Source organism: Streptomyces tamarix (assembly GCF_032423885.1).
GTDB lineage: Bacteria > Actinomycetota > Actinomycetes > Streptomycetales > Streptomycetaceae > Streptomyces > Streptomyces tamarix.
Genome location: NZ_JAWCTQ010000051.1, coordinates 18230 through 44182, shown reverse-complemented (window position 1 = coordinate 44182; position 25953 = coordinate 18230). Strand labels below are relative to the sequence as shown.

The following is a 25953-nucleotide window of genomic DNA, read 5'->3' as shown; positions in this document are numbered from 1 at the left end:
GTGGGGGGAGACGTTGCTCACTCCCGGCCGCCGCCCCGCACCTCCTGTCCCACGCCGGCGTCCGCGAGCGCCCGGCGCTGGGCCGGGGTCGCCTCGTCGGGCCAGTACAGGTAGCAGACGCCGCCCGTCCCGGAGACGACCCCGCCGGTGGCGTCGCGGCGCCTGGTGCGCAGCCAGACCGTCTCCCACTCGCGCCGCCGGTAGACGCGGCGGACGGCCTGGTTGGTCGGGGACGCCGGGTCGTTGGCGATCACGTCGCCGTCGGCCGTGAAGCCGATCACCGTCATCAGGTGACCGGCGGTCCCGTAGCCGGCCCCCGTCAGCTCGCCCTCCAGGAAGGACTGGGAGGTGATCACGGGGATGCCGGCCCCGACGAGGTTCTCCAGGTCGGTGAGCGAGCGCAGCCGGGTCACGACGGCGTTCATGCCGTCGTAGGTCGCGGCGTAGGCGGCGTTGAAGGACCAGTTGCCGCAGCCCTCGTACTGGCTGTCGTACGTGGCGCGGGCGGCGTGGCAGACCTGCGGGTCGGCGTAGGCGGGGTCGACCCAGGCCAGTTGACGGGCGGTGGGACGGCGGCCCCAGTACTCGACGACCATCTGCGAGGAGGTGGGGCTGCACCACGCCTCGCCGCCGTTGTCGTACTCGGGGTACTGGCCGATGTGGGTGTTCTGGGAGTAGCGCGGCACGCTCAGCTCGCGGACCACGCGGTGCTCGGCGGCGGGGACGGTGAAGCGGTCCGGCACGTCGGAGGCCATGGCGCCCAGCCGCCACACGGTCGGCGTGCGGTCGCTCCCGGGTGCGCGGTGGAGGGTGACGCGGAGCCGGTACGACGTGGGGCGCGGCCCGTTCGCCGGGTCGTCGACCGCGACGGTGTCGGTCCAGACGCGGGTCCGGCCGTCGCCCTGGCCGTCGACCGAGGCGCGGCGGATGTCGCCGTCGCCGGCGGCCCAGTGGGCCATCACGTACCACGGCGAGTCGGTGCCGTCCGGGTAGCCGGCGGACAGCTCGACGGTGATCCAGGTCCCGGCGGGCGTGTCGGCGTTCCAGGAGGCGACCAGCTCGGTCGCGGGGGCGGCCGTGACGTGGCGGGGGGAGGTCCAGGAGGCGTACTCCCAGCGGGCGGTGGTGCCGGTGTGCGGGTCGGTGCGGTCGGCGCTGCCGACGGGGACGTCGATGGCGATGCCGGGGCGGGGGCCCGCGACGGCGCGGACGCCCTCGGCGGTGCCGGAGCGCCAGTCGGCGGGGGTGGTCCAGAAGCGGTTGTCGATCAGCGGGCCGGTCGTGTCCCCGCCGGCGGGGTGCGGGGCGGTGACGGGGCCGGCGGGCGCGGCCGGGGCCGGGGCGGCGGAGGCCGCGACGGTGGCGGCGGAGGCCGTGGCGAGGGCGGCGGCGAGCACGGTCCTGCGCGAGGTCGGTTCGGGCATGCGGGTGGTCCCCCTGTCGGGTCGGCTGCGGTCCGGGCGCGCGGGTGGGCGCGGAAGACGGGTCGGCGCCGCCCACTATCGCCGGCGGACCCCGCCTCCGCCAGGCAATCCGCGCCCGCGTCCCCCGGGCGGCCCCCGATGCGCCCGCCGGGGGCGTCGGTAGGGTGGCGGCATGTCCCAGGCCGCCACCGAACGCCCCGGCCGCCCCGGCCTCGGGGCGCTCGCCGCCGAGCTGCGCGCCCTCGCGCCGTCGTGCGGGCCCGTGCGGCTCGTCGCCGTGGACGGGCACGCGGGGTCCGGCAAGTCGACGTTCGCCGCGCGGCTCGCGGAGGCCCTCGGCGGGGCTCCGGTCCTCCACCTCGACGACATCGCCACGCACGACGAGCCGTTCGCCTGGACGGGCCGTCTGCGCGCGCAGGTCCTCGACCGGTTCGCGCGCGGCGAGGCGGCGGAGTACCGCCCGTACGACTGGGGCGCCCGCCGGTTCGGGCCGGCGCGGCGGCTGCCGCCCGCTCCGGTCGTCCTGGTCGAGGGCGTGGGCGCCGGGCGCCGCGCGCTCCGGCCCCGCCTGGCGCGGCTGATGTGGATGGAGCGCGCCGCCGAGGAGTCCTGGCGGCGGGGGCGGCACCGCGACGGACCCGCGCAGTCCGCTTTCTGGGACGGATGGACAGTGGCGGAGACCCGCCATTTCGCCCACGACCCCTCCCTGCCGTTCGCGGACACCCTGATACGTGAGTGCCAGGGGGGATATCTGTGGCTGCCGAGGCACTTTTCAGCCGCCGATTCGAAGCCAATCCGTCACACACCGTGACGATCAACGGGGATCTTCCGCAGGAGTCGGAAATCGGCCGCCCAGACTGCCTCAACTTCGCTTGACCGAGGGGCCGTACAGGTCTTACGTTCTCAATGTGCGGCTTTTCGGAGTCGCCGCAGACGCGAAGCCCCCGGTTGTTCCCCCGTGATCGGGGGCTTCGTTCTGCCCTCGCCGCTCCGGTTCACCCCATGGTTCGGCCGCTTGGCGCTTACCCTCGGTAACTATCGCCGGCGCGCCCGTGAACGCCTCCCGAGCACTGGTCGCGCCCTTAGTCGCGCACCCCGCGCGCGGGTACGATGCACCCCGGTGCGGTCAAAGCCCGTCCACGGGAAGGCGGTCGAAAAGCCTCCGGCGGGCGCCCGCCCGGCGGGACGGCTCCGGGGACACGTGTTGTGGGGGGACCCGATGGACATCGGCACGCAGGGCCCGCAGGCCCCCGCCGACCTCGCCTGGCTGCGCGGTGTCGACGCCTACACCATGGGCGCGTACCCCCAGGCCGAGGAGGAGTTCCGCACCGCCGTGCGGATCGACCCCGGCATGGCCGACGCCTGGCTCGGGCTGCACGCCCTGCGGGTCGACACGACGACCGCGCTGCTGCGGATGTACCACCACCGCGCCCGGTTCGGCGAGCAGCGGCGGCGCCACCGGCGGACGCTGAACTCCTGGTACTGGCTGGGCTGGTGGGTGCAGCCGGTGCTGGAGAGCTCCCGCGACCTGCTGCTCGCCCACGCCTCCCACTGGCTCGACGGCCGGCACGTCCCGGAGCTCGACCGGGCGCTGGCGGGGCTGCCGCCCGTGGACACCGACCCGCAGGTGCGGTTCCTGCACGCCTGCCGGGCCTACCTCGTCAAGGACTGGGACCAGCTCGTCCGGCACACCGAGCCCCTCGTCGACGACCCGCTGCTGGGCATCGAGGCCGGGCTGTTCGGCGGCATGGCGCGGGTGCGGCTGGAGATGTACGGGCAGGCCGAGCCGCTGCTGTCGGCGGCGCTGATGCGGTGCCGCAGCGAGCAGCCCCAGCGCAAGGAGCTGCGCTACTGGCTCGCCCGGGCGCACGAGGGCACCGGGCGCACCGCCGCCGCGCTGCCCCTGTACCGGGCGGTGCACCGGGTGGACCCGGCGTTCATGGACACGGCGGCGCGGCTCGCGGCCATCGCCGAGTACGACGGTTTCGACGGGACGCCCGAGGAGACCGCGGGCCTCGCGGCGGTCTCCCTGGCGGGCGGCGCCGGGGTCGGGGGCGGGGCGGACGGCGGGCCGGGCGCCGACCTGCTGGACCCGGGGTTCGACGACGTCGCGGGCCCCGGCCTCCCGCAGCAGTCCGGGCCGGCCGCGGGGCCGGGCGGGCCCGTGCCGGGGGCGCCGCCCGCCGCGCCCGCACCGCCCGGCGGGGCGCGGGAGAAGGCGGGCGGGGCCGTGCCGGGGCGGCCGGCGCCGCCGTTCCCGGCGAGCCCGACGGACCCGGAGCTGCTGGCGAAGGCGCTCGCCGAACTGGAGCGGATGGTCGGCCTCGATCCGGTGAAACGGCAGGTCAAGGCGCTCTCCGCGCAGTTGGAGATGGCCCGGTTACGGGCGGGCCAGGGGCTCCCCGTCCAGCCGCCGAAGCGGCACTTCGTCTTCTCCGGCCCCTCCGGCACGGGGAAGACCACCGTCGCCCGCATCCTCGGCCGGGTGTTCTACGCCCTGGGGCTGCTCGGCGGCGACCACCTCGTGGAGGCCCAGCGCGCCGACCTCGTCGGGGAGTTCCTGGGACAGACGGCGGTGAAGGCCAACGAGCTGATCGACTCCGCGCTCGGCGGCGTCCTCTTCGTCGACGAGGCGTACTCGCTCTCCAACTCCGGCTACAGCAAGGGCGACGCGTACGGCGACGAGGCGCTGCAGGTCCTGCTGAAGCGCGCCGAGGACAACCGCGACCACCTGGTGGTGATCCTCGCCGGTTACCCGGAGGGCATGGACCGGCTGCTCGCCGCCAACCCGGGGCTGTCGTCCCGGTTCACCACGCGCGTCGACTTCCCGTCGTACCGGCCGCTGGAGCTCACCGAGATCGGGAAGGTGCTGGCGGCGGCCAACGGCGACGTGTGGGACGAGGAGTCGCTCGACGAACTGCACTCGATCAGCGGCCACGTCGTGGAGCAGGGCTGGATCGACGAGCTGGGCAACGGCAGGTTCCTGCGGACCCTGTACGAGAAGTCGTGCGCCTACCGCGACCTGCGGCTCTCCGGGTACGCCGGGACGCCGACGCGGGAGGACCTGGCGACGCTGCGGCTGCCGGACCTGATGCAGGCGTACGGCGAGGTCCTCTCGGGCCGCGGCCCGGGCGGCCGCGGCCCGCAGGATCCCCTGCCCCCGGCGTACTGACCGCACGGCCGCCGGGCACCTCCGTTACGCCGGGAGGGCGTTCCCCTCCGGGGACGGGCGCGGACCCGCGACGCGGACGCGGTGCGCCGGGTCCCGCACCTCCCCCACCAGCATCTCCAGCACGTCCTCCAGGGCGACCAGGCCCAGTACCCGGCCCGACACGTCCGCGACCTGCGCCAGGTGGGCCGCCGCGCGCCGCATCACGGCCAGCGCCTCGTCCAGCGGCAGCTCGGCCCGCAGCGTGGCCATGGGCCGCCAGACGTGCTGCGGCACGGCCCGGTCCGGGTCCTCCAGGTCCAGGACGTCCTTGACGTGCAGGAAGCCGAGGAACGCGCCCCCGCCCTCCGGGCGCACCGGGAACCGCGAGTAGCCGGTGCGCACGGTGAGCGCCTCGAGCTGGGCCGGCGTGACCGACGGGGGGACGGTCACCACCGCCGTACGGGGGATCATCACCTCCCGCACGGGCCGCGTGCCCAGCTCCAGGGCGTCCTCCAGGCGCTCCTGCTCGGCCGGGGCGAGCAGGCCCGCCTGGCCGGCGTCCTCGACGAGGCGGTTGAGCTGCTCGCTGGTGAAGACGGCCTCCACCTCGTCCTTCGGCTCGACCCCGAAGGCCCTGAGCACGGCGCCGGAACAGGCGCCGAGGGCCGCGGTGACGGGCCGGCACAGCCGGGCGAAGCCGACCAGGGCCGGGCTCAGCCACAGCGCGGTCCTCTCCGGCGCGGCCATCGCCAGGTTCTTCGGGACCATCTCCCCCACCACGAGGTGCAGGAAGACGACCACGGCGAGGGCGATGACGTAGCCCAGGGGGTGGACCAGGCCCTCGGGGAGGCGCACGGCGTGGAACACCGGCTCCAGCAGCCGCGCCACGGTCGGCTCCGCGACCGCGCCGAGGGTGAGCGAGCAGACGGTGATGCCGAACTGCGCGGCGGCCATCATCTGCGGCAGGTTCTCCAGGCCGTGCAGGACCGTGCGGGCCCGGGGGGAGCCGAGCTGCTCGACCTGGCTGCGGCGGACGGAGACGAGGGCGAACTCGGCGCCCACGAAGAAGCCGTTCGCGAACACCAGCAGGGCAGCGAAGAGGAGTTGGAGCGCGCTCACCGGGCGGCCTCCGCCACGTCCGCCGTGCGGACCAGCCGGACGCGCCCGGCGCGGTACCGGTCCACCCGGCGGACGAGGAGCCGCCAGCCGGGCAGTTCGGCGCGGTCGCCGGGGGCGGGGATGCGGCCCAGCAGGTCGGCGACGAGCCCGGCGACGGTCTCGTACGGGCCCTCGGGGACCTCCAGCCCTATCCGCTTCAGCTCGTGCACCCGGCAGCTGCCGTTCGCCTCCCAGGCGGGCCGGCCGTCCTCCGGCGCGACGGCGGCGAGTTCGGGCTCGCCGTCCGCGACCGCGTCGTGCTCGTCGCGGACCTCGCCGACCAGTTCCTCGACGATGTCCTCCAGGGTGACCACGCCCGCCGTACCGCCGTACTCGTCGACGACGACGGCGATGGGCTGCTCGCTGCGGAGCCGTTCCAGCAGCGCCTGCGCGGGCAGCGTCTCGGGGACGAGGAGGGGCGGGACGGCGATCCGGCCCACCGGGGTCCGCGGTCGCGCGGGCGCGGGGACCGCGAGGGCGTCCTTCAGGTGGACCATGCCGACGATCTCGTCGATGCGGTCCCGGTACACGGGGAAGCGGGACAGGCCCGTCGCCCGCGTGAGGTTGAGGACGTCCGCGGCGGTCGCGTCGGACCGCAGGGCGTTGACCTTCACCCGGGGCGTCATCACGTGCTGCGCGGTGAGCCCGCCCAGGGACAGGGTCCGTACGAAGAGGTCGGCGGTGTCCTGTTCGAGGGCGCCGGCCCGGGCGGAGTGCCGCGCGAGGGCGACGAGCTCGCCGGGCGTACGGGCGGAGGCCAGCTCCTCGGCGGGCTCCACGCCCATGAGCCGCACCAGCCGGTTGGCGACGGCGTTCAGCAGCGCGATCACGGGGCGGAGGGCCGCCGAGAACGCGTACTGCGGGCCGGCGACGAACCGGGCCACCTGGAGCGGCCGGGACACCGCCCAGTTCTTCGGGACGAGCTCGCCGACCACCATCTGCAGGGCGGAGGCGGCGAGCATGCCGACGGCCACGGCGAGGCCGGACACGACGCCCGCGGGCAGTCCGGTCGCGGTGAGCGGGCCGCTCAGCAGCCGGGCGAGCGCCGGTTGCGCGAGCATGCCGACGACGAGCGAGGTGAGGGTGATGCCGAGCTGCGTGCCGGAGAGCTGGAAGGACAGCTCCCGCAGGGCCTTGACGACCGTACGGGCGCGCCGGTCGCCGTCCGAGGCGGCGCGTTCGGCGTCGGCCCGCTCCACGGTCACCAGGCCGAACTCGGCGGCGACGAAGAAGCCGTTGGCGAGGATCAGGACGAAGGCCGCGCAGAGCAGCAGGAGGGGGAGGGTCATGCCGCCGCCTCCTCGGGTGCGGAGGGGGCGGCGGAGGTACTACAGGACGATCCGTCCATTGCTGGAGGGGGTCACTCCTCGGGTCGCAGGTGCCCCGCCGGCCCGGTCGCTGCCGTGGGTGCGGGGCGGGGCGCTCCGGGCGCCACCGCGACAAGAGTAATCACGCCGCCCCGGCCCGGGCAGGGTGCCGCGGGCCGGGCGGGGGCCGTCAGCGCTGCTCGGGGCCCGTGCCGCGGTTCTCGGCGAGGGCGCGCAGGGCGCGCGCGTCGCGGATGGCCTGCGCCTTGCCGATGCCCGGCTGGATGCCGAGGGCGGGCAGGCTGGTGCCGTCGCTGAGGTCGAGGAACACCCACGGGTCGCCGACGCGCAGGTTGACGCGGAGGATCTCCGGCCAGGCCAGGCGGCGGCTGCGGGTCAGGTTGACGACGGTGACGCCGTCCTCGTCGGCCACGACCTTCGGGCGGCTCAGCAGGATGAGCACGCCGTAGAAGAGCGCGGCCGTGAGGACGAAGCTCATCCGCTCGCCGGGGTGGAGCCGCTCCAGGACCAGGGCGACCACGGTGATGACGGCGAACATGACGGCGCCGGTGGCGAGGAGCACCGCGCGGGTGCGCCGCGGCCGGAAGGTGACGGGGAGGGCGGGGACTTCGCTGGGCACGTCGGGCATGGCGGGGCGTTCGGCTTCCGGCTCAGAGGCGGCAGGCGTGGATCTCGGTGGTGAGGATGGCCCGGGCGCCGAGGGCGTACAGGTCGTCCATGACGCGCTGCGCGTCCTTGGCGGGGACCATCGCGCGGACGGCGACCCAGCCCTCGTTGTGCAGCGGTGAGACGGTCGGGGACTCCAGGCCCGGCGTGAGGGCGACGGCCTGCTCCAGGTGCTCGGCGCGGCAGTCGTAGTCCATCATCACGTAGCTGCGGGCGACGAGGACGCCCTGGAGGCGGCGGAGGAACCGCTGCACCTCGGGGTCGTCGGCGGGGGCGCCCGTACGGCGGACGACGACGGCCTCGGAGGTGAGGATCGGCTCGCCGATGACCTCCAGGCCGGCGTTGCGCAGGGAGGTGCCGGTCTCCACGACGTCGGCGATGACCTGGGCGACGCCGAGCTGGATGGCGGTCTCCACGGCGCCGTCGAGGTGCACGACGGAGGCGTCGATGCCCTGGTCGGCGAGGTGCTTGGCGACGACGCCCTCGTACGACGTGGCGATCGTCATGCCGTGGAAGTCGGCGGGGCCGCTCGCCGTGCCCGGCCGGGTCGCGTAGCGGAAGGTGGAGCGGGCGAAGCCGAGCTCCAGGATCTCCTCGGCGTTGGCGCCGGAGTCCAGCAGCAGGTCGCGGCCGGTGATGCCGATGTCGAGCTTGCCGGAGCTGACGTAGATGGCGATGTCCCGGGGGCGGAGGTAGAAGAACTCGACCTCGTTGTCCGGGTCGACCAGGACCAGCTCCTTGGACTCCTTGCGCTGCTTGTAGCCGGCCTCATGGAGCATCGCCGACGCAGGCCCGGACAGTGAACCCTTGTTGGGGACGGCGATGCGCAGCATGGGACGGGCTTCCTTTGCCTCGGAGTGGTTCTGGTGGGGTGCGGGGTGCGTGCGGGAGGGGCGGGTCAGAGGTGGGCGTAGACGTCGTCGAGGGAGATCCCGCGCGCGACCATCATCACCTGGACGTGGTACAGGAGCTGCGAGATCTCCTCGGCGGCGGCTTCCTTGCCCTCGTACTCGGCGGCCATCCAGACTTCGGCGGCCTCCTCGACGATCTTCTTGCCGATGGCATGGACCCCCTTGTCCACCAGCTCGGCGGTGCGGGAGGTGGCGGGGTCGCCGGCCTTGGCCTTGAGCTCCAGCTCGGCGAAGAGGTCTTCGAAGGTTTTGTTCGCCATGATGACCCAAGAGTACGGGGTGGGGCGCACCCACTCAGCGCCAGGGTTCGCTGACCGTGCGCAGCGTCATGGCGGTGGCGACGGCGGCGGTGACCGCTTCGTGGCCCTTGTCCTCGTTCGAGCCCTCCAGGCCGGCGCGGTCGAGGGCCTGCTCCTCCGTGTCGCAGGTGAGGACGCCGAAGCCGACGGGGACGCCGGTGTCGACGGAGACCTGGACGAGGCCCTGGGTGACGCCCTGGCACACGTAGTCGAAGTGGGGCGTCCCGCCGCGGATGACGACGCCGAGGGCGACGACCGCGTCGTAGCCGCGGCCGGCGAGGACCTTGGCGACGACGGGCAGCTCGAAGCTGCCGGGGACGCGCAGGACGGTCGGCTCGTCGATGCCCAGCTCGTGCAGGGCGCGCAGGGCGCCGTCGACCAGGCCGGTCATGACCTTCTCGTGCCACTGGGCGGCGATGACGGCGACGCGGAGGTCGCCGCAGTTGCTGACGGTCAGTTCGGGTGCGCCCTTGCCGCTCACGTTTCTCCTCGGGTGGTGCGATCGCTCGCTCGGTGGTGGGTGGGGTGGTGCGGTGGTGCTACTGGGTGACGCAGGGGGACACGTCGGCCGGGCCGTCGAGCCAGGGCAGGTCGTGGCCCATGCGGTCGCGCTTGGTGCGCAGGTACCGGACGTTGTGCTCGCCGGCCTGGACGGGCATGGGCTCCCGGCCCGCCACGGTGAGGCCGTGGTGGGCGAGGGCGGCGGTCTTCTCCGGGTTGTTGGTCATCAGCCGGACGCTGCGGACGCCGAGGTCGGCGAGCATGCGGGCGCCGGCGGCGTAGTCACGGGCGTCGGCGGGCAGGCCGAGCTCCAGGTTGGCGTCGAGGGTGTCGCGGCCCCGCTCCTGGAGCTCGTACGCCCGGAGCTTGGAGAGCAGGCCGATGCCGCGGCCCTCGTGGCCGCGCAGGTAGACGACGACGCCGCGGCCGGCCTCGGTGATGCGGTCCATGGCGGCGTGCAGCTGGGGGCCGCAGTCGCAGCGCAGGGAGTGGAAGACGTCGCCGGTGAGGCATTCGGAGTGGACGCGGACGAGGACGTCCTCGCCGTCGCCGAGGTCGCCGTGGACGAGGGCGACGTGCTCGACGCCGTCGGCCGTGGAGCGGTAGCCGTACGCGGTGAAGTCGCCGTGCGCGGTCGGCAGCCGCACCTCGGCCTCGCGGTGGACGGCCGGGGCCGGGGCGGTCGCGGTGTCGTGGCGGGCGGCGGGGGCGGTGCCGCGGCGGTAGGCGACCAGGTCCTCGATGGAGATGATCGTCAGGCCGTGCTTGCGGGCGAAGGGGACGAGCTCCGGGAGCCGGAGCATGACGCCGTCCTCCCCGGCGATCTCGACGATGGCGCCGGCCGGGCGGAGTCCGGCGAGGCGGGCCAGGTCGACGGCGGCCTCCGTGTGGCCGTTGCGGGCCAGGACGCCGCCGGGGCGGGCGCGCAGCGGGAAGACGTGGCCGGGCCGGACGAAGTCGGACGGCTCCGCGGCGCCGCTCGCCAGGAGCTGGAGGGTGGTGGCGCGGTCGGCGGCGGAGATGCCGGTGGTGACGCCGTGGGCGGGGGCCGCGTCGACCGAGACGGTGAACGCCGTCCGCATCGACTCGGTGTTCTCCTCGACCATCTGCGGGAGGCGGAGCCGGTCGAGCTCGTCGCCCTCCATGGGGGCGCAGATGAGGCCGCGGCACTCGCTCATCATGAAGGCGACGATCTCGGGCGTGGCCTTCTCGGCGGCGACGACGAGGTCGCCCTCGTTCTCGCGGTCCTCGTCGTCGACGACCACGACGGGCCGGCCGGCGGCGATGTCGCGGACGGCCTGCTCGACGGGGTCGAGGGTGAGGTCGGCGGTGTCCCACAGGGGCAGTTCGGGCGCGGTGGTCATGCCGGGGCTCCTTCCAGGGCCTGGGCCGGGGTGCGCGTGCGCAGCCACCAGTCGCGCATGCCCCACAGCACGAGGGCGAAGTAGACGACGTAGACGAGCCCGGAGAAGGCGAGGCCGCTGCTGAAGGCGAGCGGGACGCCCACGACGTCGACGAGCAGCCAGGCGAACCAGAACTCGACCAGCCCGCGGGCCTGGGCGACCATCGCGACGAGGGTGCCGACGAAGATGTACGCGTCGGCCCAGGGGCTCCACGACAGTGACGGGTACAGCGTGAACAGGCCGCCGACGGCGAGCGTGCCGAGGACGGCGCCGGCCAGGAGGAGGCCGCGCTCCCTCCAGGTGGCGAAGCGGACGGCGATGGAGCCGTCCTGGGCCTGGCCGCGGCCGAGGTGCCACTGGCGCCAGCCCCACAGGGCGACGGCGATGACCAGGAGCTGCTTGCCGACGCCGCCGGAGAGCTGGGCGGAGGCGTAGGCGGCGACGAGGACGACGCCGGAGAGCAACTGGGCGGGCCAGGTGAGGATGGAGCGGCGCCAGCCGAGGGCGAGGGCGGCGAGGCCGATCGTGTTGCCGAGCATGTCGGACCAGATGATGCGCTGGCCGAAGGCGGTGAACGCCTCGCCGCCCAGCCAGGTGAGGGCGCTCATCGGGCGGCCCCCCGGGTGCCGAGGAGGCGCTCGACGTACTTGGCGATGACGTCGACCTCGAGGTTGACGGGGTCGCCGGGCTGCTTGTGGCCCAGGGTGGTGAGGGCGAGCGTGGTGGGGATGAGGCTGACGGTGAAGTGGTCGGCGCCGGCCTCGACGACGGTGAGGCTGACGCCGTCGACGGTGATGGAGCCCTTCTCGACCACGTAGCGGGCGAGTTCGGCCGGGAGGGAGATCCTGACGACCTCCCAGTGCTCGGAGGGGGTGCGCTCGACGACGGTGCCGGTGCCGTCGACGTGGCCCTGGACGACGTGCCCGCCGAAGCGGCCGTCGGCGGGCACGGGCCGCTCCAGGTTGACGCGGGAGCCGGCGGTGAGCGCGCCGAGGCTGGAGCGCTTGAGGGTCTCGGCCATCACGTCGGCGGTGAACTCGTCGCCCTCGTGCTCGACGACCGTGAGGCAGACGCCGTTGACGGCGATCGAGTCGCCGTGCTTCGCGCCCCGGGTGACCACGGGGCCGCGGACGCGGAAGCGGGAGGCGTCGCCGAGGGTCTCGACGGCGGTGACCTCGCCCAGTTCTTCGACGATTCCGGTGAACACTCAGTGCTCCTTGGGGGTGGGGAGGGAGGCGGGGCGGGCGGTGACGCGGAGGTCCGGGCCGATGCGGGTGGTGTCGGTGACGCGCAGCCGCAGGGCGTCGGCGACGGTGGTGATCCCGGCGTCGCCGAGCGCGGCGGGGCCGGCGCCGAGGAGGACCGGGGCGAGGTAGCCGACGACCTCGTCGACGGCGCCCTCGGCGGCGAAGGCGCCCGCGAGGGTGGGGCCGCCTTCGAGGAGTACGGAGCGGACGCCCCGCTCGTGCAGGGCGGCCAGCAGGGCCGGTACCGCCAGGCCGCGCCCGGTGGCGGCCCTGGGGAGCCGTACGACGTCGGCGCCGGCGAGGTGGTCGGCGGCGGCGTCCTCGGCGACGGCGATCAGCGTGGGGGCGGCGTCGTCGAGGACGCGGGCACCGGGCCTGACGGCACTCGCCCCGGTGTCGACGACGACCCGCAGCGGCTGGACGGCGCCGTCCACGCCGCGTACGGCGAGGTGGGGGTCGTCGGCGCGGGCGGTGCCGGAGCCGACGACGACGGCGTCCGCCTCGGCGCGCAGCCGGTGGACGTCGGCGCGGGCCTCGGGCGAGGTGATCCAGCGGCTGGTGCCGTCGGCGGCCGCGACGCGGCCGTCCAGGGTGGCGGCGTACTTCCACCGGACGTGGGGCCGGCCGAGGCGCACGGAGGTGAGCCAGGCGGCGTTGCCGGCCGCGGCCTCGTCGGCGAGGAGGCCGCCCTCGACCTCGACGCCGGCCGCGCGGAGCGTGTCGGCGCCGCCGCTGGCCTGCGGGTTCGGGTCGGCGACGGCGTAGACGACGCGTGCGATCCCGGCCTCGGCGAGCGCCTGGGCGCAGGGGCCGGTGCGGCCCGTGTGGTTGCAGGGTTCGAGGGTGACGTAGGCGGTGCCGCCGCGGGCGCGGGCGCCCGCCTCGCGCAGGGCGTGGACCTCCGCGTGGGGGCCGCCGGCGCGCTCGTGGTACCCGGCGCCGACCTCGTGGCCGGAGGCATCGAGGACGACGCACCCGACGACCGGGTTGGGGCTGGTGGAGCCGAGTCCACGGGCGGCGAGCGCGACGGCTCGGCGCATGGCGGTCGTGTCGGCCGCTGTGGCCACCGGGTCCTCCTGCCTCGTCGGGCACGGACTCCGGGGCCTGTCGGTGGCGACAGGAAGCGGGAACGGCGCCTCGCGGGGGTACGCCGCCACGGCGCCGGCCGGCCTCCGGGGGACGCCCGGCCGCCGGCAGACGACGGCGCGCCCCGAGAAGGGTTGCCCGCCGCGCACTGCCTCCCATCCGGACTTTCACCGTCGGTCCAGGAGTTTCACCTGGTCAACCGGCCACTGGATGCGGCCGGGTCGCGGACTGTAACCGCCGGTTCGGAATTGCACCGACCCCGGAGTGCGCTGCTGCTGATACAGGGCCAGTGTGCCACGGCTCCGCGCCGCCCACGCGGGTGATCTCTGTGGGCTGACTCACAGCGGGGGCCGGGCCTCCCTCCCGCGCGCCCCCGGCCCCTTCTTCCCGCCCCCGTGGAACCAGATTGGTCCAGACCTATTGACGCTTTGGTCTAGTCCTCTTAATGTCTGCGTCACCTCTCCGCGGAGACGGCCCTCCGGTGTGCGCACACCTGGGCCGGGCACGACCCCAACCCCCTGCCAGAAGCCGCACGTTGTGTGAAGCCCGACTCCCCAGGAGGAGCCGACCGTGCTGTCATCCCCCCGTGCGAGAGCCTCGCTGCTCGCATCCGGCGCCGCCGTCGCCGGACTGCTGCTCAGCTCGCTCTCCGGTGGCGTCTCGTACGCCGCCGACCACGAGTCCTGTCGCCCCGACGGCCTGTACAAGACGCCCGGCGTGGACGTCCCCTACTGCTCCGTGTACGACGCCGAAGGCCGCGAGAAGATGGGCGCCGACCACCAGCGCCGCGTCATCGGCTACTTCACCGGCTGGCGCACCGGCAAGGACGGCACGCCCGCCTACCTCGCCAGCAACATCCCGTGGGACAAGATCACCCACATCAACTACGCCTTCGCCCACGTGGGCGCCGGCAACAAGATCTCCGTGGGCACCGACGGCCCGAACAACGCCGCCACCGGCATGACCTGGCCGGGCGTGGCGGGCGCCGAGATGGACCCGACCCTGCCCTACAAGGGCCACTTCAACCTGCTGAACAAGTTCAAGAAGCAGCACCCGGACGTCAAGACGCTGATCTCGGTCGGCGGCTGGGCGGAGACCGGCGGCTACTTCGACGACAGCGGCAAGCGCGTGGCCTCCGGCGGCTTCTACTCGATGGCCACCAACGCGGACGGCTCCGTCAACCAGGCGGGCATCAACACCTTCGCCGACTCGGCGGTCGAGTTCATCAAGAAGTACGGCTTCAACGGCGTCGACATCGACTACGAGTACCCGACGACCATGAAGGACGCCGGCAACCCGCTCGACTGGTCGATCGCCAACGGCCGCCGCGCCGGCCTCGTCCAGGGCTACACGGCGCTGATGAAGACCCTGCGCGAGAAGCTCGACCGCGCCGGCGCCGCCGACGGCAAGCACTACATGCTGACCGTCGCCGCCCCCTCCTCGGGCTACCTGCTGCGCGGCATGGAGACGTACCAGCAGCAGAAGTACCTCGACTACGTCAACATCATGTCGTACGACCTGCACGGCGCCTGGAACGAGCACGTGGGCCCGAACGCCTCGCTGTTCGACGACGGCAAGGACTCCGAGCTGGCCGCGGCGAACGTGTACGGCAGCCAGCAGTACGGCGGCATCGGCTACCTCAACACCGACTGGGCGTACCACTACTTCCGCGGCTCGATGCCGGCCGGCCGCATCAACATCGGCCTGCCGTACTACACCCGCGGCTTCAAGAACGTCCAGGGCGGCACGGACGGCCTGTGGGGCAAGGCGGCGGCGGCCAGCTGCCCGGCCGGCTCCGGCCTGACCAAGTGCGGTGACGGCGCGGTCGGCATCGACAACCTCTGGCACGACAAGGACGACAACGGCAAGGAGTCCCCGGCGGGCTCCAACCCGATGTGGCACGCCAAGAACCTGGAGAAGGGCGTCGTCGGCGACTACCTCACCACGTACGGCTTCCCGGCCGGCACGAAGCTGACCGGCACCTACGCCCGCAAGTACGACTCCACGCTGGTCGCGCCGTGGCTGTGGAACGCCGAGAAGAAGGTCTTCCTGTCGACGGAGGACGAGCAGTCGGTGGCCCGCAAGGCCGACTACGTGGTCGACCGCGGCATCGGCGGCACCATGGTGTGGGAGCTCGCCGGCGACTACGGCTGGAACGCCGCGAAGGGCCAGTACGAGCCCGGCTCGACGCTGACGTCGCTGATGTACGACAAGTTCAAGGCGGCCTCCCCGTACGGCGCGAAGGTCTCGAACAAGGCGCTGCCCACCAAGGCCGTGAACATCGGCGTGCAGTTCGGCGAGTTCAAGCTCGGCGACTCCAACTACCCGATCACCCCCAAGGTGAAGATCACCAACAACACGAAGACGACGCTCCCGGGCGGCACGGAGTTCCAGTTCGACTACGCCACCTCGGCCCCGGCCAACGCCTCCGACCAGTCCGGCTTCGGCACGAAGGTGATCAGCAGCGACCACACGGGCGGCAACGTGGGCGGGCTGAAGGGCGACTTCCACCGCGTCTCGCTGAAGCTGCCGGCGTGGCAGACCCTCGCGCCGGGCGCCTCGGTGGAGCTGTCCTTCAACTACTACCTGCCGGTGTCGACCCCGTCGAACTGGACGGTCAACATCGCGGGCACGACCTACGCGCTCGCCGGCGACCTCGCCCGCGGCACCACGGTCGTCGAGCCCGGCACGGGCCCGACGCCGAACCCGACCGACCCGCCGCCGAGCCCGGGCGCCTGCACGGCCCCGGCGTGGGACGCCTCGGCCTCCTACGGCAGCGGCACCACCGTCTCCCACAAGTCCCACACGTGGAAGGCGAAGTGGTGGACGAAGGGCGAGGAGCCCGGTACGACGGGCGAGTGGGGCGTGTGGCAGGACCTCGGCACCTGCTGACGCGTCCGGCCGGGCGTCGGGCGGTCCGCGCCTGACGCCCGGCGGCCGGAACGGAGACCCGGCGGCGGTGGGGGAAGGCCCCTGCCCGCCGCCGGGTCTCCTCCGTGCGTGCCGTGGCAGGCTGTGAACGTGAGTGTCGTGACAGAGACCGTCGAAGAGTTCGAGAGTCACCGCCCGCGCATGTTCGGCCTCGCCTACCGCATGCTCGGTTCCGCGGCGGAGGCCGAGGACGTGGTGCAGGACGCGTACCTGCGGTGGAGCGGGACCGAGCGGGACCGCATCGACCGGCCGGGGGCGTGGCTGGCGAAGGTGGTCACCAACCTGTGCCTGAACCGGCTCACCTCGGCGCGCGCCCGGCGCGAGCAGTACCCGGGCCCCTGGCTGCCGGAGCCGGTCGTCACCGAGGAGGGCGCACTGGGCCCCCTGGAGTCGGCCGAGCGGCGCGAGGCCGTGTCGACGGCGCTGCTGGTGCTGCTGGAGCGGCTGACGCCGACCGAGAGGGCCGTCTACGTGCTGCGCGAGGCGTTCGCGTACAGCCACCGCGAGATCGCCGGGGTCCTCGACATCAGCGAGGCCAACAGCCGCCAGCTCCACCGCAGGGCCGCCGCGCGCGTCGCCGCGGCCGAGACCCGGTTCACCGAGCGGGACGAGCGGCGCCACCGGGAACTCGTCGAGTCGTTCGTCGCCGCGGCGCGCGACGGGGACCTGGCGTCCCTGGAGAAGACGCTCGCCGCCGACGTCGTGTGGTGGGGCGACGGCGGGGGCGTCGTGTCGGCGGCGCGGCGGCCGATCGAGGGCCGGGAGAAGGTGCTGCGGTTCCTGGGCGGGCTGGTGGCGCGCCACGCGGGCCGGCTGCGCCTGGCGAGCGTGCGGATCAACGGCGAGCCGGCGCTGGTGGCGTGGGCGGGCCCCACCCTGGTCGCGGTCGCGTCGTTCGTGGTGCGCGACGGGGCCATCGCGGCCGTGCACAACGTGGTCAACCCGGAGAAGCTCGCCTTCGCGGGGCGGCAGCTGTCACGTCCCGGGGACCCCGCCGGTTCGTAGCCGTCGAGAACACCGGCGACGGAAGGACGGACGGGACCATGGGCACGATCGTGGTGACGGGCGGTACGGGAACGCTCGGGCGGCACGTCACCGAGCGGCTGCGCGAGGCCGGGCACGAGGTGCGGGTGGTGAGCCGCCGCTCCGCGCCGTACGCGGTCGACCTGCGCGACGGCAAGGGCCTGGACGCGGCGCTGGCGGGCGCCGGCACGGTGGTGCACTGCGCCAGCACGCCGAGCGGGGGCGACGAGCGGGCGGCCCGCCGGCTGGTCGACGCGGCGCTGCGGGCCGGCGTCTCCCACCTCGCCTACATATCGATCGTCGGCGTCGACCGGGTCCCGCTCGGCTACTACCGGACGAAGCTGGCCGTGGAGGGGCTGGTCGAGCGGTCCGGCCTCGGCTGGACGGTCCTGCGGACGACACAGTTCCACGACCTGGTGCTGCGCCTCCTGGAAGGCTGCGCCCGGCTGCCGGTGCTCCCGGTCCCGGCGGGCGTCCTCGACCAGCCGGTCGAGGTCCGGGAGGTGGCGGCGCGGCTCGCGGAGCTCGCCCTGGCGGGCCCGGCCGGACGCGTACCGGACATGGGCGGGCCCGAGGTCCGGGCGTTCGAGGACCTGGCGGAGGCGTACCTGCGGGCGGCCGGGCGGCGGCGCCGGGTGGTGCCCGTACGGCTCGCCGGCAGGACGTACCGGGCGCTGCGCGCGGGCGGGCACCTGACGCCGGGGCGCGCGGTGGGCACGGGGACGTTCGAGGAGTACCTGGAGCGGCGCTTCGCGCGCGGGGCGCGGGCCTGAACGACGGCCGCGCGCCGGCCCGCTCGGCGGGCGGGCGGGGGCCCACCGCCCCCCGCCCGCGTCACCGCCGGGAGCACGGCCCGCTCAGGGGACGGGCGGGGACCCGAAGAGGGCGTCCTGGGCGGTGTCGCGGGCGGTGAGGAGGGCGCCGCGCAGGACCGCCGCGCCCCCCAGCGCGCTCGCCCGGACCTCGGTGCGCAGCGGGGAGAGGGCGGCGAGCCGTTCCTCGACGCGGGCGGCCAGGGCGGCGCCGCCCGCGTGGCCGAGTTCGCCGCCCAGGACGACGCAGCCGGGGTCCAGTACGGCGCCGACGGCCGCCGCGCCCAGGGCGACGCGCCCGGCGAGGGCGTCCAGGAACGCGTCCGCGGCGCCCGCGGCGGCTCCCCGCGCGGCCAGGTGCTCCAGGGCGGCGCGTACCGCCCGCGCGCCGGCCGGTTCGCCCCCGCCGTCTCCCCCGCCCCCACCCCCGCCGCCGTCGCCCGCGGCCTCGATGCCGTGCTCGGCGGCCAGGGCCCGGACGGCAGCCGAGCCGACCAGGGCGTGGAGGCCGCCGGAGCAGTCGGTCGCGGACGGCAGCCGGCCCGTGCCCGGCACGGGCAGGAAGCCGATCTCGCCCGCGCCGCCCGACGCGCCGCGCCGCAGGGCGCCGTCCAGGACGACGGCGGCGCCGACGCCGTGGCCGAGCCAGAGCAGGACGAACGTGCCGCGGTCGCGGGCGGCGCCCTCGCGCAGCTCGGCGACGGCGGCGAGGTTGGTCTCGTTCTCGACGAGGACGGCCGCGGGCACCCGGGCGCGCAGGGCGGCCACCAGCCGGCGGTGCCAGGCCGGCAGGCCGGCCGCGTCGCGCGGTGCCCCGGTGGCGGGGTCGATCAGGCCGGGCGCGCCCAGGCAGACCGTGTGGAGCCGGGTCGCGCCCGCCTCCCGGACGGCGCGTTCCAGCAGGGCGGCGGCCCGGTCGGCGGCCCGGTCCGGGTCCGTGTCGCCGCCGACGGGGGCGGTCGCCCGCGCGAGCGGGGCGCCCAGCAGGTCGGTGACGGTGACGGTCACGCCCCGGAGCCGTACGTCGAGGGCGGCCAGGTGGGCGCGGTCCGCGACGATCCCGTACAGCCGGGCGTTCGGGCCGCGCCGCTCGGTGCCGGACTCCCCCACGACCCGGACCAGGCCCGCGCCCTGGAGCCGCTCGACGAGGTCGGCGACGGTGGGCCGGGACAGCCCGGTCAGCCTCGTCAGCCGGCGCGCCGTCAGGGGCCCCTCCTCCTGGAGCAGGCGCAGGGCGAGCCGGTCGTTGACGGCCCGGGCGGTGCGGGGGGACGCGGGGGTGGGGGACATGCCGCGGGTCCTTCCGATCTTACTTTCAGGCAGGGTTCCTGATAATTTACGGCGGCGGGTGCCCGGCAGGGGCCCGGACACCGTGGGAACACCGATGCGGGGAGGGCCAGTGCCGTACGGCAAGGAGAGGGTGAGGCGGGCGCGGTACGCCGTGGCCGCCGTGTTCTGCGTGCACGGCGCGGTCGCCGGCAGCTTCGCCACCCGCATCCCGTGGATCCAGGACCACACGGGGGCGAGCCCCGGGCAACTGGGCCTGGCCCTCGCCTTCCCCGCGCTCGGCGCGTCGCTGGCGATGCCGCTCGCGAGCGCGATCGGCCACCGCCTCGGGGCCCGTACGGCGCTGCGCGCGCTGCTGGCCCTGTGGACGCTGTCGCTGGCCCTGCCCTCGCTCGCGCCCAACGTCTACGGCCTGTGCGGCGCGCTGTTCGTGTACGGCGCGTCCTCCGGCATGTCCGACGTGGTGATGAACGCGCAGGGCGTCGAGGTGGAGGACCGGTTCGGCCGCTCCATCATGTCCAGCCTGCACGGCATGTGGAGCGTCGGCGCCCTGATCGGCTCGGCCACCGGCACGCTCGCCGCGCACCTGGGCAGCGACGCGCGCCTCCACCACCTGCTGGCCGCCGCCGCCCTGACGGTGCTGGGGCTGGTGTTCTGCCAGGGGGTCCTGGACCTGCGCAGCGCGCCCGACGAGGAGCCGCCGCCGCGGTTCGCGCTGCCGCCGCGCTCGGCGCTGGTGATCGGGGCGATCGGCTTCTGCGGGGTCTTCGCGGAGGGCGCGAGCCTCGACTGGTCGGCGGTCTACCTGAAGGACGAGCTGGGCGCCTCGCCGGGCGCGGCGGCGGCCTCCACGACGGCGTTCGCCCTGACCATGGCGGTGGCGCGGCTGGTCGGCGACCGGATAGTGGACCGGTTCGGCGCGACCCGCACGGTACGGGCCGGGGGGCTCGCGGCGACGGCGGGCGGCGCGCTGGTCGTCGCCGCGCCGCACCCGGTGGCCGCGATGGCCGGTTTCGGACTCATGGGGCTGGGCGTGGCCGCCGTCGTCCCGCTGGCCTTCGCCGCGGCCGCCCGCAGCGGTCCGAACCCGAGCCAGGCCATCGCGGGGGTCGCCACCATCACGTACACCTCCGGTCTGGTCGCCCCCTCGCTGATCGGCGGTCTCGCCGACCTGACGTCGCTGACCGTGTCCTTCGGGGTGGTCACGGTGCTGGCGTTCGGCCTGGTGGCCGGGGCGGGCGTGCTGGCCCCGGGCCGCCGGGCCCGGGCCGGCGGGGCGGGCCCGGACGCGGCGGCCGGGGGCGGCCGGGGGGCCTGAACGGGCGAGCGACGGGTCCGTACCGCCGTCCCCGTACCATGGCGGTCGTCCATTTTCGGCCGATCGCCCACCCGCCCGGCCGCCCTCCCGCCCCGCACCGCCGGGGCGCGATCGACAGAACGGGAGCGACCCACCCATGAACCTCGGCGTGCGCTGGACCCTGCACGGCGACGGGCGGACCCCCGCGCCCGGCGCCGTGGTGCGCCCGGACGAGCGGCTGTCGTGGCCGCGGACGGCCGGGCTCGGAGCCCAGCACGTGGTCGCCATGTTCGGCGCGTCGTTCGTGGCGCCCGTCCTCATGGGCCTCGACCCCAACCTGGCGATCATGATGTCGGGCGTCGCGACGATGGTCTTCCTCCTCGCGACGCGCGGCCGGGTGCCCAGCTACCTCGGGTGCTCGCTGTCGTTCGTGGGCGTCGCCGCCGCGATCCGCGCGTCCGGCGGGGACAGCTCGACGGTCACCGGGGCGGTCCTCGTCGTCGGGCTCGCCCTGTTCCTGGCGGGCCTGGCGGTACGGCGGTTCGGCGCGCGGATCATCCACGCGGCGATGCCGCCGGTCGTGACGGGCGCCGTCGTGATGCTGATCGGCTTCAACCTGGCGCCGGTGACGGCGTCCACGTACTGGCCGCAGGACCAGTGGACCGCGCTGCTCGTGATGCTGTTCACGGGCCTGGCCGTGGTCTGCCTGCGGGGCTTCTGGTCCCGTGTGGCGATCTTCCTGGGGCTGGTCTTCGGGTACGCCCTGTCGTGGGTCCTCGACCTGGTCTTCGGGAAGATCCACTCCCCCGCCGGCGGCGCCGAGGCGGTCGACCACTGGCGGCTGGACCTGTCGGGCGTCGCCAAGGCCGACTGGATCGGGCTGCCGACGTTCCACGCCCCGAGCTTCGAGTGGTCGGCGGTCCTCGTCGCCCTGCCGGTCGTGATCGCCCTGATCGCGGAGAACGCCGGCCACGTCAAGGCGGTCGGCGAGATGACCGGTGACCCGCTCGACGACCAGCTCGGCACGGCCATCGCCGCCGACGGCGCCGCGTCGATGCTGTCCACGGCGGTCGGCGGCCCGCCGAACACCACGTACTCCGAGAACATCGGCGTCATGGCCGCGACCCGCGTCTACTCGACCGCCGCCTACTGGGCCGCCGCCGGCTTCGCCCTCCTCTTCGGGCTCTGCCCCAAGTTCGGCGCGGTCGTCGCGGCGATCCCCGGCGGCGTCCTGGGCGGCATCACGGTCATCCTGTACGGCATGATCGGCCTGCTCGGCGCCCAGATCTGGATCAACGCCAAGGTCGACCTGCGCAACCCGCTCAACCTGGTTCCGGCCGCCGCCGGCATCATCATCGGCGTCGGCGGCGTCAGCCTGAAGATCACCGACACGTTCGAGCTCGGCGGGATCGCGCTGGGCACCATCGTCGTCATCACCGGCTACCACACGCTGCGCGCCTTCGCCCCCGCCCACCTGAAGGAGCAGGAGCCGCTGCTGGACGCGGGCACCTCGGCGTACGACGACCACGCGGCCGACGGGGCGACCACGAAGGGCGACGGCCGCCCCACCGGCTCCTAGGCACGGGCCGGGTACGACCTGCCGCCCGGCCACCGTGGCATCCGCGCCGGGCGGCAGGTCCGCGGGGGCGGATGCCGGCCGGGGGGTGGCCGGACGCCTCGACCGCTCCGTGGGGCCGGCGGGGCGCCCGACCGCTCCCCTGGGGCCGGTGGGGCGGATGTCGCCCGGGCCGCCGGGGCGTCAGTCCTCCGGCAGCTCCACCGGGGCGATCTCGTCGTAGACGTCGCCCGGGCCCGGGTTGGACGGGTCGGTCGCGCCGCCCAGGTGGTGCATGACGCCCCACACGGCGTTCAGCGCGGTCTGCACGGCGCCCTCGGCCCAGCCGGCCGTCCACGAGATGTCGTCGCCGGCGAGGAAGATGCCGCGCTTGTCCTCGGGGAGCCGGTCCTGCATGAAGTGGGTGTACAGGCGGCGCTGGTAGCGGTAGTGGCCCGGCAGGTTGGCCTTGAACGCGCCCATGAAGTAGGGCTCGTTCTCCCAGGAGACGGTCACCGGGTTGCCGATGATGTGCTTCCGGATGTCGACCTTCGGGTAGATCTCGCCGAGCGACTTCAGCATGACCTCCATCCGCTCGTTCGCGGACAGCGGCAGCCACTTCAGGCTGTCGTCGCACCAGGTGTACGACAGGCAGATGACGGCCGGCTTGTCCGGGCCGTTGTCCAGCAGGTACGTGCCGCGGGTCATCCGGTCGGTCAGCGTCATCGACATGACGTCGCGGCCGGTCTCCTCGTCCTTGTCCAGCCAGAACGGCCGGTCGACGGGGACGAACAGCTTCGAGGACTCCATGTAGTGGGTGCGCTCGATCGCCGTCCAGTGGTCGATCGGGAACAGCGAGTCGTCGCACTCGATCTTCGACAGCAGCATCCACGACTGGGCGGTGAAGATCGCCGCGCGGTAGGTGCGGATGTCGCCGTTGGCGTCGGTGACCGTGATGCGGTTGCCGGCGGTGCGGTGCAGCCGGGTCACGGCCGGCTTGGGCTCGCCGCCGTGGAGGGACTTCAGCGAGGTGCCGAGCGGCCAGTGGACGATCTTCCCCGGCTTGCGCTCCCACAGCCGCAGCGGGAGCTGCTGGCTGCCGCCGACGATGCCGCGGTGGTAGTCGTCGGCCTCGGTGTAGACGACGCGGAGGATCTCCAGGATGGAGTTGGGGAAGTCGGTGTCCCAGCCCCCGGTGCCGAAGCCGACCTGGCCGAAGATCTCGCGGTGGCGGAACGACTTGAACGCCTCGGACTCGCAGAGGAAGCCGTAGAAGGTCTGGTTGTCGAGCTTCTCGACGAGCTTCGCCCAGATCTCCCGGATGCGGGGCACGTCGCGCTCCCGCATGGCGCGGTTCATGTCGGAGAAGTCCGCGCCCTCCTCCAGGCAGGCGCTCCAGGCGGCCGCGACGTCGCGGTACACCTGCGGCAGGTCGTCGATCGTCTCCGCGTAGTGCGTCTCGCCCTTGAGGTCCACGACGGTGGACGGGGTCGACTCGGCGAGCGGGTTCGGGAACGGCTTGGTCTCCAGGCCGACCAGGTCGATGTAGTGCTGCAGGGCGGTGGAGGACGGCGGGAAGCGCATCGCGCCCAGCTCGCAGTTGAGCTCCGGGTCGCAGCCGTCGAAACCGACGGTGCGCAACCGGCCGCCGAGCTGGTCGGCCTCGTACACGACGGGCTTGAGGCCCATCTTCATCAGCTCGTACGCGGCGACGACGCCGGACAGGCCGCCGCCGATGACGGCGACCTCGGTGCCGTGCTCGGTGGCGGGTATCTGGCCGAGGCCGGCCGGGTGGGCCAGGAAGTCGTCGTACGCGTACGGGAAGTCCGGGCCGAACATGGTGATCGGCGGCTGGGCGTCGGTGTGCTGGACGGCGGTGGGCACCGTGGACGTCATGGGGTACGGACTCCTTGCACGGGTGAAGACGAGGGGGGTGCTGGGCGGGGGGCGCTCAGGCGAGGGGTGCCGGGTGCGGGGGCGCTCAGGCGAGGGTGGTGTAGAGGGCGGGACGGCGGTCCCGGAGGTACGGGTTCTCGCCGCGCGACCGCCGCAGCAGCTCGGGGTCGGCGTCGCCGACGACGAGGTCCTCGCCGCGGCCGGCGCGGGCCCGGGCGGTGCCGTCGGGGCCGGCGAGCGCGGACAGGCCGACGAATTCGAAGCCGCCCTCGGGCCCGGTCCGGTTGGCGTACGCGATGTAGAGCTGGTTCTCGAAGGCGCGGACCGGCACGACGGAGTCGGCGACGATCCGTGCGGGGTGCATCAGCGCGGTCGGTACGAGGAGGAGGTCCGTACCGGCGAGGGCGTGCGCCCGGACGTTCTCCGGGAACTCCACGTCGTAGCAGATCATCAGGCCGACCCGGACGCCGCCGACCTCGGCCTGGACGACGGGTTGGTCGCCGGGGGTGAACCACTCCTGCTCGAAGCCTCCGTAGAGGTGGGTCTTGCGGTAGTTCGCCAGGAGCGCGCCGTCGGCGCCGACGAGACGCGCGGAGTTGTACACCGCGTCCCCGTCGCGCTCCGGGTAGCCGTAGGCGATGGCCAGGCCCTGGCGTGCGGCCACGGCGGCGGCCTCGCGGGCGGACGGGCCGTCCGCGGGCTCGGCGAGCCGGGCGACGTCCGCGCCGATCGCGTACCCGGTGAGGAACATCTCGGGGGCGACCAGCAGCCCCGCGCCGGCAGCCGCCGCGCGGGCGGCGGCCTCGTCGAGGGCCTTGAGGTTGGCGGCCACGTCACCGAGCTGTCCGGAGCTCTGGAGCAGGGCGGTGCGCAGCGGCGGCATGGGCGGACCTCGTCGGGTGCGGGGGGTGGAGAGAGACGCAAAAAAGGTACGGTCCGGACTTCTGCCCGGACAAGCCGTGACCGTTGCGGACCGACCGCCGAAACGTTGCGCGCTCACCGGGTGGGGCGGCGATTCGTTGCGCGTCGGTCCGACCGGGGGCGGAGGGGCGCCTCCGGCGCGGGGAGGGCGGGACGCGGCACGAAGCGCGGGGGCGGGGGCGCGGGAGGCCCGGAGCCGTCCGGTTCGACAGGGCCCCGGAGAGGAACGGCCCCTGCGGAGCGTCGTACGAGGACCACCACCGTCGCCGCCGTGCTGCCGCCGGGCGGACTGGCGGGCGCGGGCGGACCGGCGGGCGCGGGCGGGACGGCGGGTCCCGCCCGTCGAGGCGGGCGACCTGTGGCCGACAGGCCGACAGGCCGACAGGCCGACAGGCCAGGGTCGCCGCCCACGACCCGGGCGGAGGGACCGGCTGGGCCGCAACCGGCCGGCCCGCGGCCCGGAGCGGGGCGATGCGCCGCCGGGTGAGGGCTCGACGCCCTTCGGGAAGGCCGACGGGCGTACGGACGGCTTCCGGGTCGCCTCCTGGCGGCCCGGGGCCGGTGAGCGGCCCGGAAGCCGGTGGGCGGTCCGGAGCGGGCTCAGGCGGGCGAGCCGGAGGAGAACCGCCGCAGCAGCGGGGAGAGCACCAGCACCGACTTGGTGCGCTCCACGAACGGCTCGCCCGCGATGCGCTCCAGCACGCGCTCGAAGTGGCGCATGTCGGAGGCGAAGACCTGGACGATCGCGTCCGCCTCCCCCGTCACGGTGGAGGCGGACGCGATCTCCGGGTAGCGCTCCAGGCCGCGCTGGATCGTCTCGGGCGAGGTGTTGCCCCGCGCGTAGATCTCGATGAACCCCTCCGTCTCCCAGCCGAGCGCCGCCGGGTCCACGCGGACGGTGAAGCCGGTGATGGCCCCCTCGGCCCGGAGCCGGTCGACGCGCCGCTTCACGGCCGGCGCGGACAGTCCGACCAGCGAGCCGATGTCGGCGTAGCTGCGGCGGGCGTCTTCGGCCAGGGCGTGGACGATGCGTTCGTCGAGGTCGTTGAGTCGCACG

At 74.6% G+C, this 25953-nt stretch carries 22 protein-coding genes and 1 riboswitch; of the genes, 7 read left to right on the top strand and 15 right to left on the bottom strand.

Going from position 1 to position 25953, the window contains the following annotated elements; all coding sequences use genetic code 11:
* Nucleotides 1-17: 17 nt before the first annotated feature.
* Nucleotides 18-1424 carry a peptidase C39 family protein gene (locus tag RND61_RS28380; RefSeq protein WP_315880994.1) on the bottom strand — a complete coding sequence of 469 codons (1407 nt, stop codon included), beginning with the start codon at nt 1422-1424 and terminating at the stop codon, nt 18-20.
* Between the two features lie 172 nt (nt 1425-1596).
* On the opposite strand from RND61_RS28380, the gene RND61_RS28375 reads away from it, so the two are divergent.
* Together RND61_RS28375 and RND61_RS28370 are read left to right on the top strand one after the other, a co-directional pair.
* Nucleotides 1597-2235, top strand: a complete 639-nt coding sequence (locus RND61_RS28375; protein ID WP_315880993.1) for a uridine kinase family protein — start codon at nt 1597-1599, stop codon at nt 2233-2235.
* 408 nt (nt 2236-2643) lie between these two features.
* Nucleotides 2644-4596, top strand: a complete 1953-nt coding sequence (locus RND61_RS28370) for an AAA family ATPase (RefSeq protein WP_315880992.1) — start codon at nt 2644-2646, stop codon at nt 4594-4596.
* Between the two features lie 24 nt (nt 4597-4620).
* On the opposite strand, the gene RND61_RS28365 is transcribed toward RND61_RS28370, so the two are convergent.
* The 10 genes from RND61_RS28365 to ribD all read right to left on the bottom strand — a co-directional run bounded on the left by RND61_RS28365 (nt 4621) and on the right by ribD (nt 13155).
* Entirely contained in the window at nt 4621-5694 is a 1074-nt protein-coding gene (locus RND61_RS28365; RefSeq protein ID WP_315880991.1) for a hemolysin family protein, read from the bottom strand.
* On the bottom strand, nt 5691-7022 hold the full coding sequence (locus tag RND61_RS28360; protein WP_315880990.1) for a hemolysin family protein: 1332 nt from the start codon (nt 7020-7022) through the stop codon (nt 5691-5693). The genes RND61_RS28365 and RND61_RS28360 overlap by 4 nt, the downstream gene beginning before the upstream one ends.
* Nucleotides 7023-7230: 208 nt before the next feature.
* Nucleotides 7231-7689 carry a PH domain-containing protein gene (locus tag RND61_RS28355; RefSeq protein WP_315880989.1) on the bottom strand — a complete coding sequence of 153 codons (459 nt, stop codon included), beginning with the start codon at nt 7687-7689 and terminating at the stop codon, nt 7231-7233.
* A gap of 22 nt (nt 7690-7711) precedes the next feature.
* Nucleotides 7712-8560, bottom strand: coding sequence for an ATP phosphoribosyltransferase (gene hisG, locus RND61_RS28350; RefSeq protein WP_315880988.1), 849 nt, complete (start codon nt 8558-8560; stop codon nt 7712-7714).
* Nucleotides 8561-8625: 65 nt separating this feature from the next.
* Nucleotides 8626-8898: a phosphoribosyl-ATP diphosphatase gene (locus RND61_RS28345; RefSeq protein ID WP_315880987.1), complete on the bottom strand. Its 273-nt coding sequence runs from the start codon at nt 8896-8898 to the stop codon at nt 8626-8628.
* Nucleotides 8899-8932: 34 nt separating this feature from the next.
* Nucleotides 8933-9418, bottom strand: coding sequence for a 6,7-dimethyl-8-ribityllumazine synthase (gene ribH / locus RND61_RS28340; protein ID WP_315880986.1), 486 nt, complete (start codon nt 9416-9418; stop codon nt 8933-8935).
* Between the two features lie 58 nt (nt 9419-9476).
* Complete coding sequence (locus RND61_RS28335) at nt 9477-10802, bottom strand: bifunctional 3,4-dihydroxy-2-butanone-4-phosphate synthase/GTP cyclohydrolase II (RefSeq protein WP_315880985.1); 1326 nt, start codon at nt 10800-10802, stop codon at nt 9477-9479.
* On the bottom strand, nt 10799-11449 hold the full coding sequence (locus tag RND61_RS28330) for a nicotinamide mononucleotide transporter family protein (RefSeq protein ID WP_315880984.1): 651 nt from the start codon (nt 11447-11449) through the stop codon (nt 10799-10801). The genes RND61_RS28335 and RND61_RS28330 overlap by 4 nt, the downstream gene beginning before the upstream one ends.
* On the bottom strand, nt 11446-12048 hold the full coding sequence (locus RND61_RS28325; protein WP_315880983.1) for a riboflavin synthase: 603 nt from the start codon (nt 12046-12048) through the stop codon (nt 11446-11448). The genes RND61_RS28330 and RND61_RS28325 overlap by 4 nt, the downstream gene beginning before the upstream one ends.
* Nucleotides 12049-13155: a bifunctional diaminohydroxyphosphoribosylaminopyrimidine deaminase/5-amino-6-(5-phosphoribosylamino)uracil reductase RibD gene (gene ribD, locus RND61_RS28320; protein WP_315880982.1), complete on the bottom strand. Its 1107-nt coding sequence runs from the start codon at nt 13153-13155 to the stop codon at nt 12049-12051. It abuts the gene before it with no gap.
* 160 nt (nt 13156-13315) lie between these two features.
* A riboswitch (FMN riboswitch) is annotated at nt 13316-13446 on the bottom strand.
* Between the two features lie 301 nt (nt 13447-13747).
* Here ribD and RND61_RS28315 point away from each other — a divergent pair.
* From RND61_RS28315 to RND61_RS28305, 3 genes are all read left to right on the top strand, one after another.
* A complete protein-coding gene (locus tag RND61_RS28315) occupies nt 13748-16066 on the top strand; it encodes a chitinase C-terminal domain-containing protein (protein ID WP_315881001.1) in 2319 nt (772 codons plus the stop codon).
* Between the two features lie 138 nt (nt 16067-16204).
* Nucleotides 16205-17110: an RNA polymerase sigma-70 factor gene (locus RND61_RS28310; protein WP_315880981.1), complete on the top strand. Its 906-nt coding sequence runs from the start codon at nt 16205-16207 to the stop codon at nt 17108-17110.
* 38 nt (nt 17111-17148) lie between these two features.
* Nucleotides 17149-17901 (top strand): SDR family oxidoreductase, encoded by a 753-nt coding sequence (locus tag RND61_RS28305; protein WP_315880980.1) that lies wholly within the window; start codon nt 17149-17151, stop codon nt 17899-17901.
* Nucleotides 17902-17985: 84 nt separating this feature from the next.
* On the opposite strand, the gene RND61_RS28300 is transcribed toward RND61_RS28305, so the two are convergent.
* The gene (locus RND61_RS28300; RefSeq protein ID WP_315880979.1) at nt 17986-19230 is read right to left on the bottom strand and encodes an ROK family transcriptional regulator; all 1245 of its coding nucleotides are present in this window, start codon (nt 19228-19230) and stop codon (nt 17986-17988) included.
* A gap of 94 nt (nt 19231-19324) precedes the next feature.
* Here RND61_RS28300 and RND61_RS28295 point away from each other — a divergent pair, with 94 nt between their 5' ends.
* Nucleotides 19325-20545 carry an MFS transporter gene (locus tag RND61_RS28295; RefSeq protein WP_315880978.1) on the top strand — a complete coding sequence of 407 codons (1221 nt, stop codon included), beginning with the start codon at nt 19325-19327 and terminating at the stop codon, nt 20543-20545.
* A 136-nt stretch (nt 20546-20681) separates the two neighbouring features.
* Nucleotides 20682-22103, top strand: coding sequence for a uracil-xanthine permease family protein (locus RND61_RS28290; protein ID WP_315880977.1), 1422 nt, complete (start codon nt 20682-20684; stop codon nt 22101-22103).
* A 180-nt stretch (nt 22104-22283) separates the two neighbouring features.
* On the opposite strand, the gene RND61_RS28285 is transcribed toward RND61_RS28290, so the two are convergent.
* The 3 genes from RND61_RS28285 to RND61_RS28275 all read right to left on the bottom strand — a co-directional run bounded on the left by RND61_RS28285 (nt 22284) and on the right by RND61_RS28275 (nt 25952).
* Nucleotides 22284-23975, bottom strand: coding sequence for a flavin monoamine oxidase family protein (locus RND61_RS28285; protein WP_315880976.1), 1692 nt, complete (start codon nt 23973-23975; stop codon nt 22284-22286).
* 85 nt (nt 23976-24060) lie between these two features.
* On the bottom strand, nt 24061-24858 hold the full coding sequence (locus RND61_RS28280) for a carbon-nitrogen hydrolase family protein (protein WP_315880975.1): 798 nt from the start codon (nt 24856-24858) through the stop codon (nt 24061-24063).
* Between the two features lie 638 nt (nt 24859-25496).
* On the bottom strand, nt 25497-25952 hold the full coding sequence (locus RND61_RS28275; RefSeq protein WP_023589679.1) for an Lrp/AsnC family transcriptional regulator: 456 nt from the start codon (nt 25950-25952) through the stop codon (nt 25497-25499).
* Nucleotide 25953 lies beyond the last annotated feature (1 nt).

Bases quoted from the DNA above. Each gene is read 5' to 3' on its own strand.
- RND61_RS28380 (WP_315880994.1), bottom strand. From the start codon at position 1,424: ATGCCCGAACCGACCTCGCGCAGGACCGTGCTCGCCGCCGCCCTCGCC.
- RND61_RS28375 (WP_315880993.1), top strand. From the start codon at position 1,597: ATGTCCCAGGCCGCCACCGAACGCCCCGGCCGCCCCGGCCTCGGGGCG.
- RND61_RS28370 (WP_315880992.1), top strand. From the start codon at position 2,644: ATGGACATCGGCACGCAGGGCCCGCAGGCCCCCGCCGACCTCGCCTGG.
- RND61_RS28360 (WP_315880990.1), bottom strand. From the start codon at position 7,022: ATGACCCTCCCCCTCCTGCTGCTCTGCGCGGCCTTCGTCCTGATCCTC.
- RND61_RS28355 (WP_315880989.1), bottom strand. From the start codon at position 7,689: ATGCCCGACGTGCCCAGCGAAGTCCCCGCCCTCCCCGTCACCTTCCGG.
- hisG (WP_315880988.1), bottom strand. From the start codon at position 8,560: ATGCTGCGCATCGCCGTCCCCAACAAGGGTTCACTGTCCGGGCCTGCG.
- RND61_RS28345 (WP_315880987.1), bottom strand. From the start codon at position 8,898: ATGGCGAACAAAACCTTCGAAGACCTCTTCGCCGAGCTGGAGCTCAAG.
- RND61_RS28335 (WP_315880985.1), bottom strand. From the start codon at position 10,802: ATGACCACCGCGCCCGAACTGCCCCTGTGGGACACCGCCGACCTCACC.
- RND61_RS28330 (WP_315880984.1), bottom strand. From the start codon at position 11,449: ATGAGCGCCCTCACCTGGCTGGGCGGCGAGGCGTTCACCGCCTTCGGC.
- RND61_RS28305 (WP_315880980.1), top strand. From the start codon at position 17,149: ATGGGCACGATCGTGGTGACGGGCGGTACGGGAACGCTCGGGCGGCAC.
- RND61_RS28300 (WP_315880979.1), bottom strand. From the start codon at position 19,230: ATGTCCCCCACCCCCGCGTCCCCCCGCACCGCCCGGGCCGTCAACGAC.
- RND61_RS28295 (WP_315880978.1), top strand. From the start codon at position 19,325: ATGCGGGGAGGGCCAGTGCCGTACGGCAAGGAGAGGGTGAGGCGGGCG.
- RND61_RS28290 (WP_315880977.1), top strand. From the start codon at position 20,682: ATGAACCTCGGCGTGCGCTGGACCCTGCACGGCGACGGGCGGACCCCC.
- RND61_RS28285 (WP_315880976.1), bottom strand. From the start codon at position 23,975: ATGACGTCCACGGTGCCCACCGCCGTCCAGCACACCGACGCCCAGCCG.
- RND61_RS28280 (WP_315880975.1), bottom strand. From the start codon at position 24,858: ATGCCGCCGCTGCGCACCGCCCTGCTCCAGAGCTCCGGACAGCTCGGT.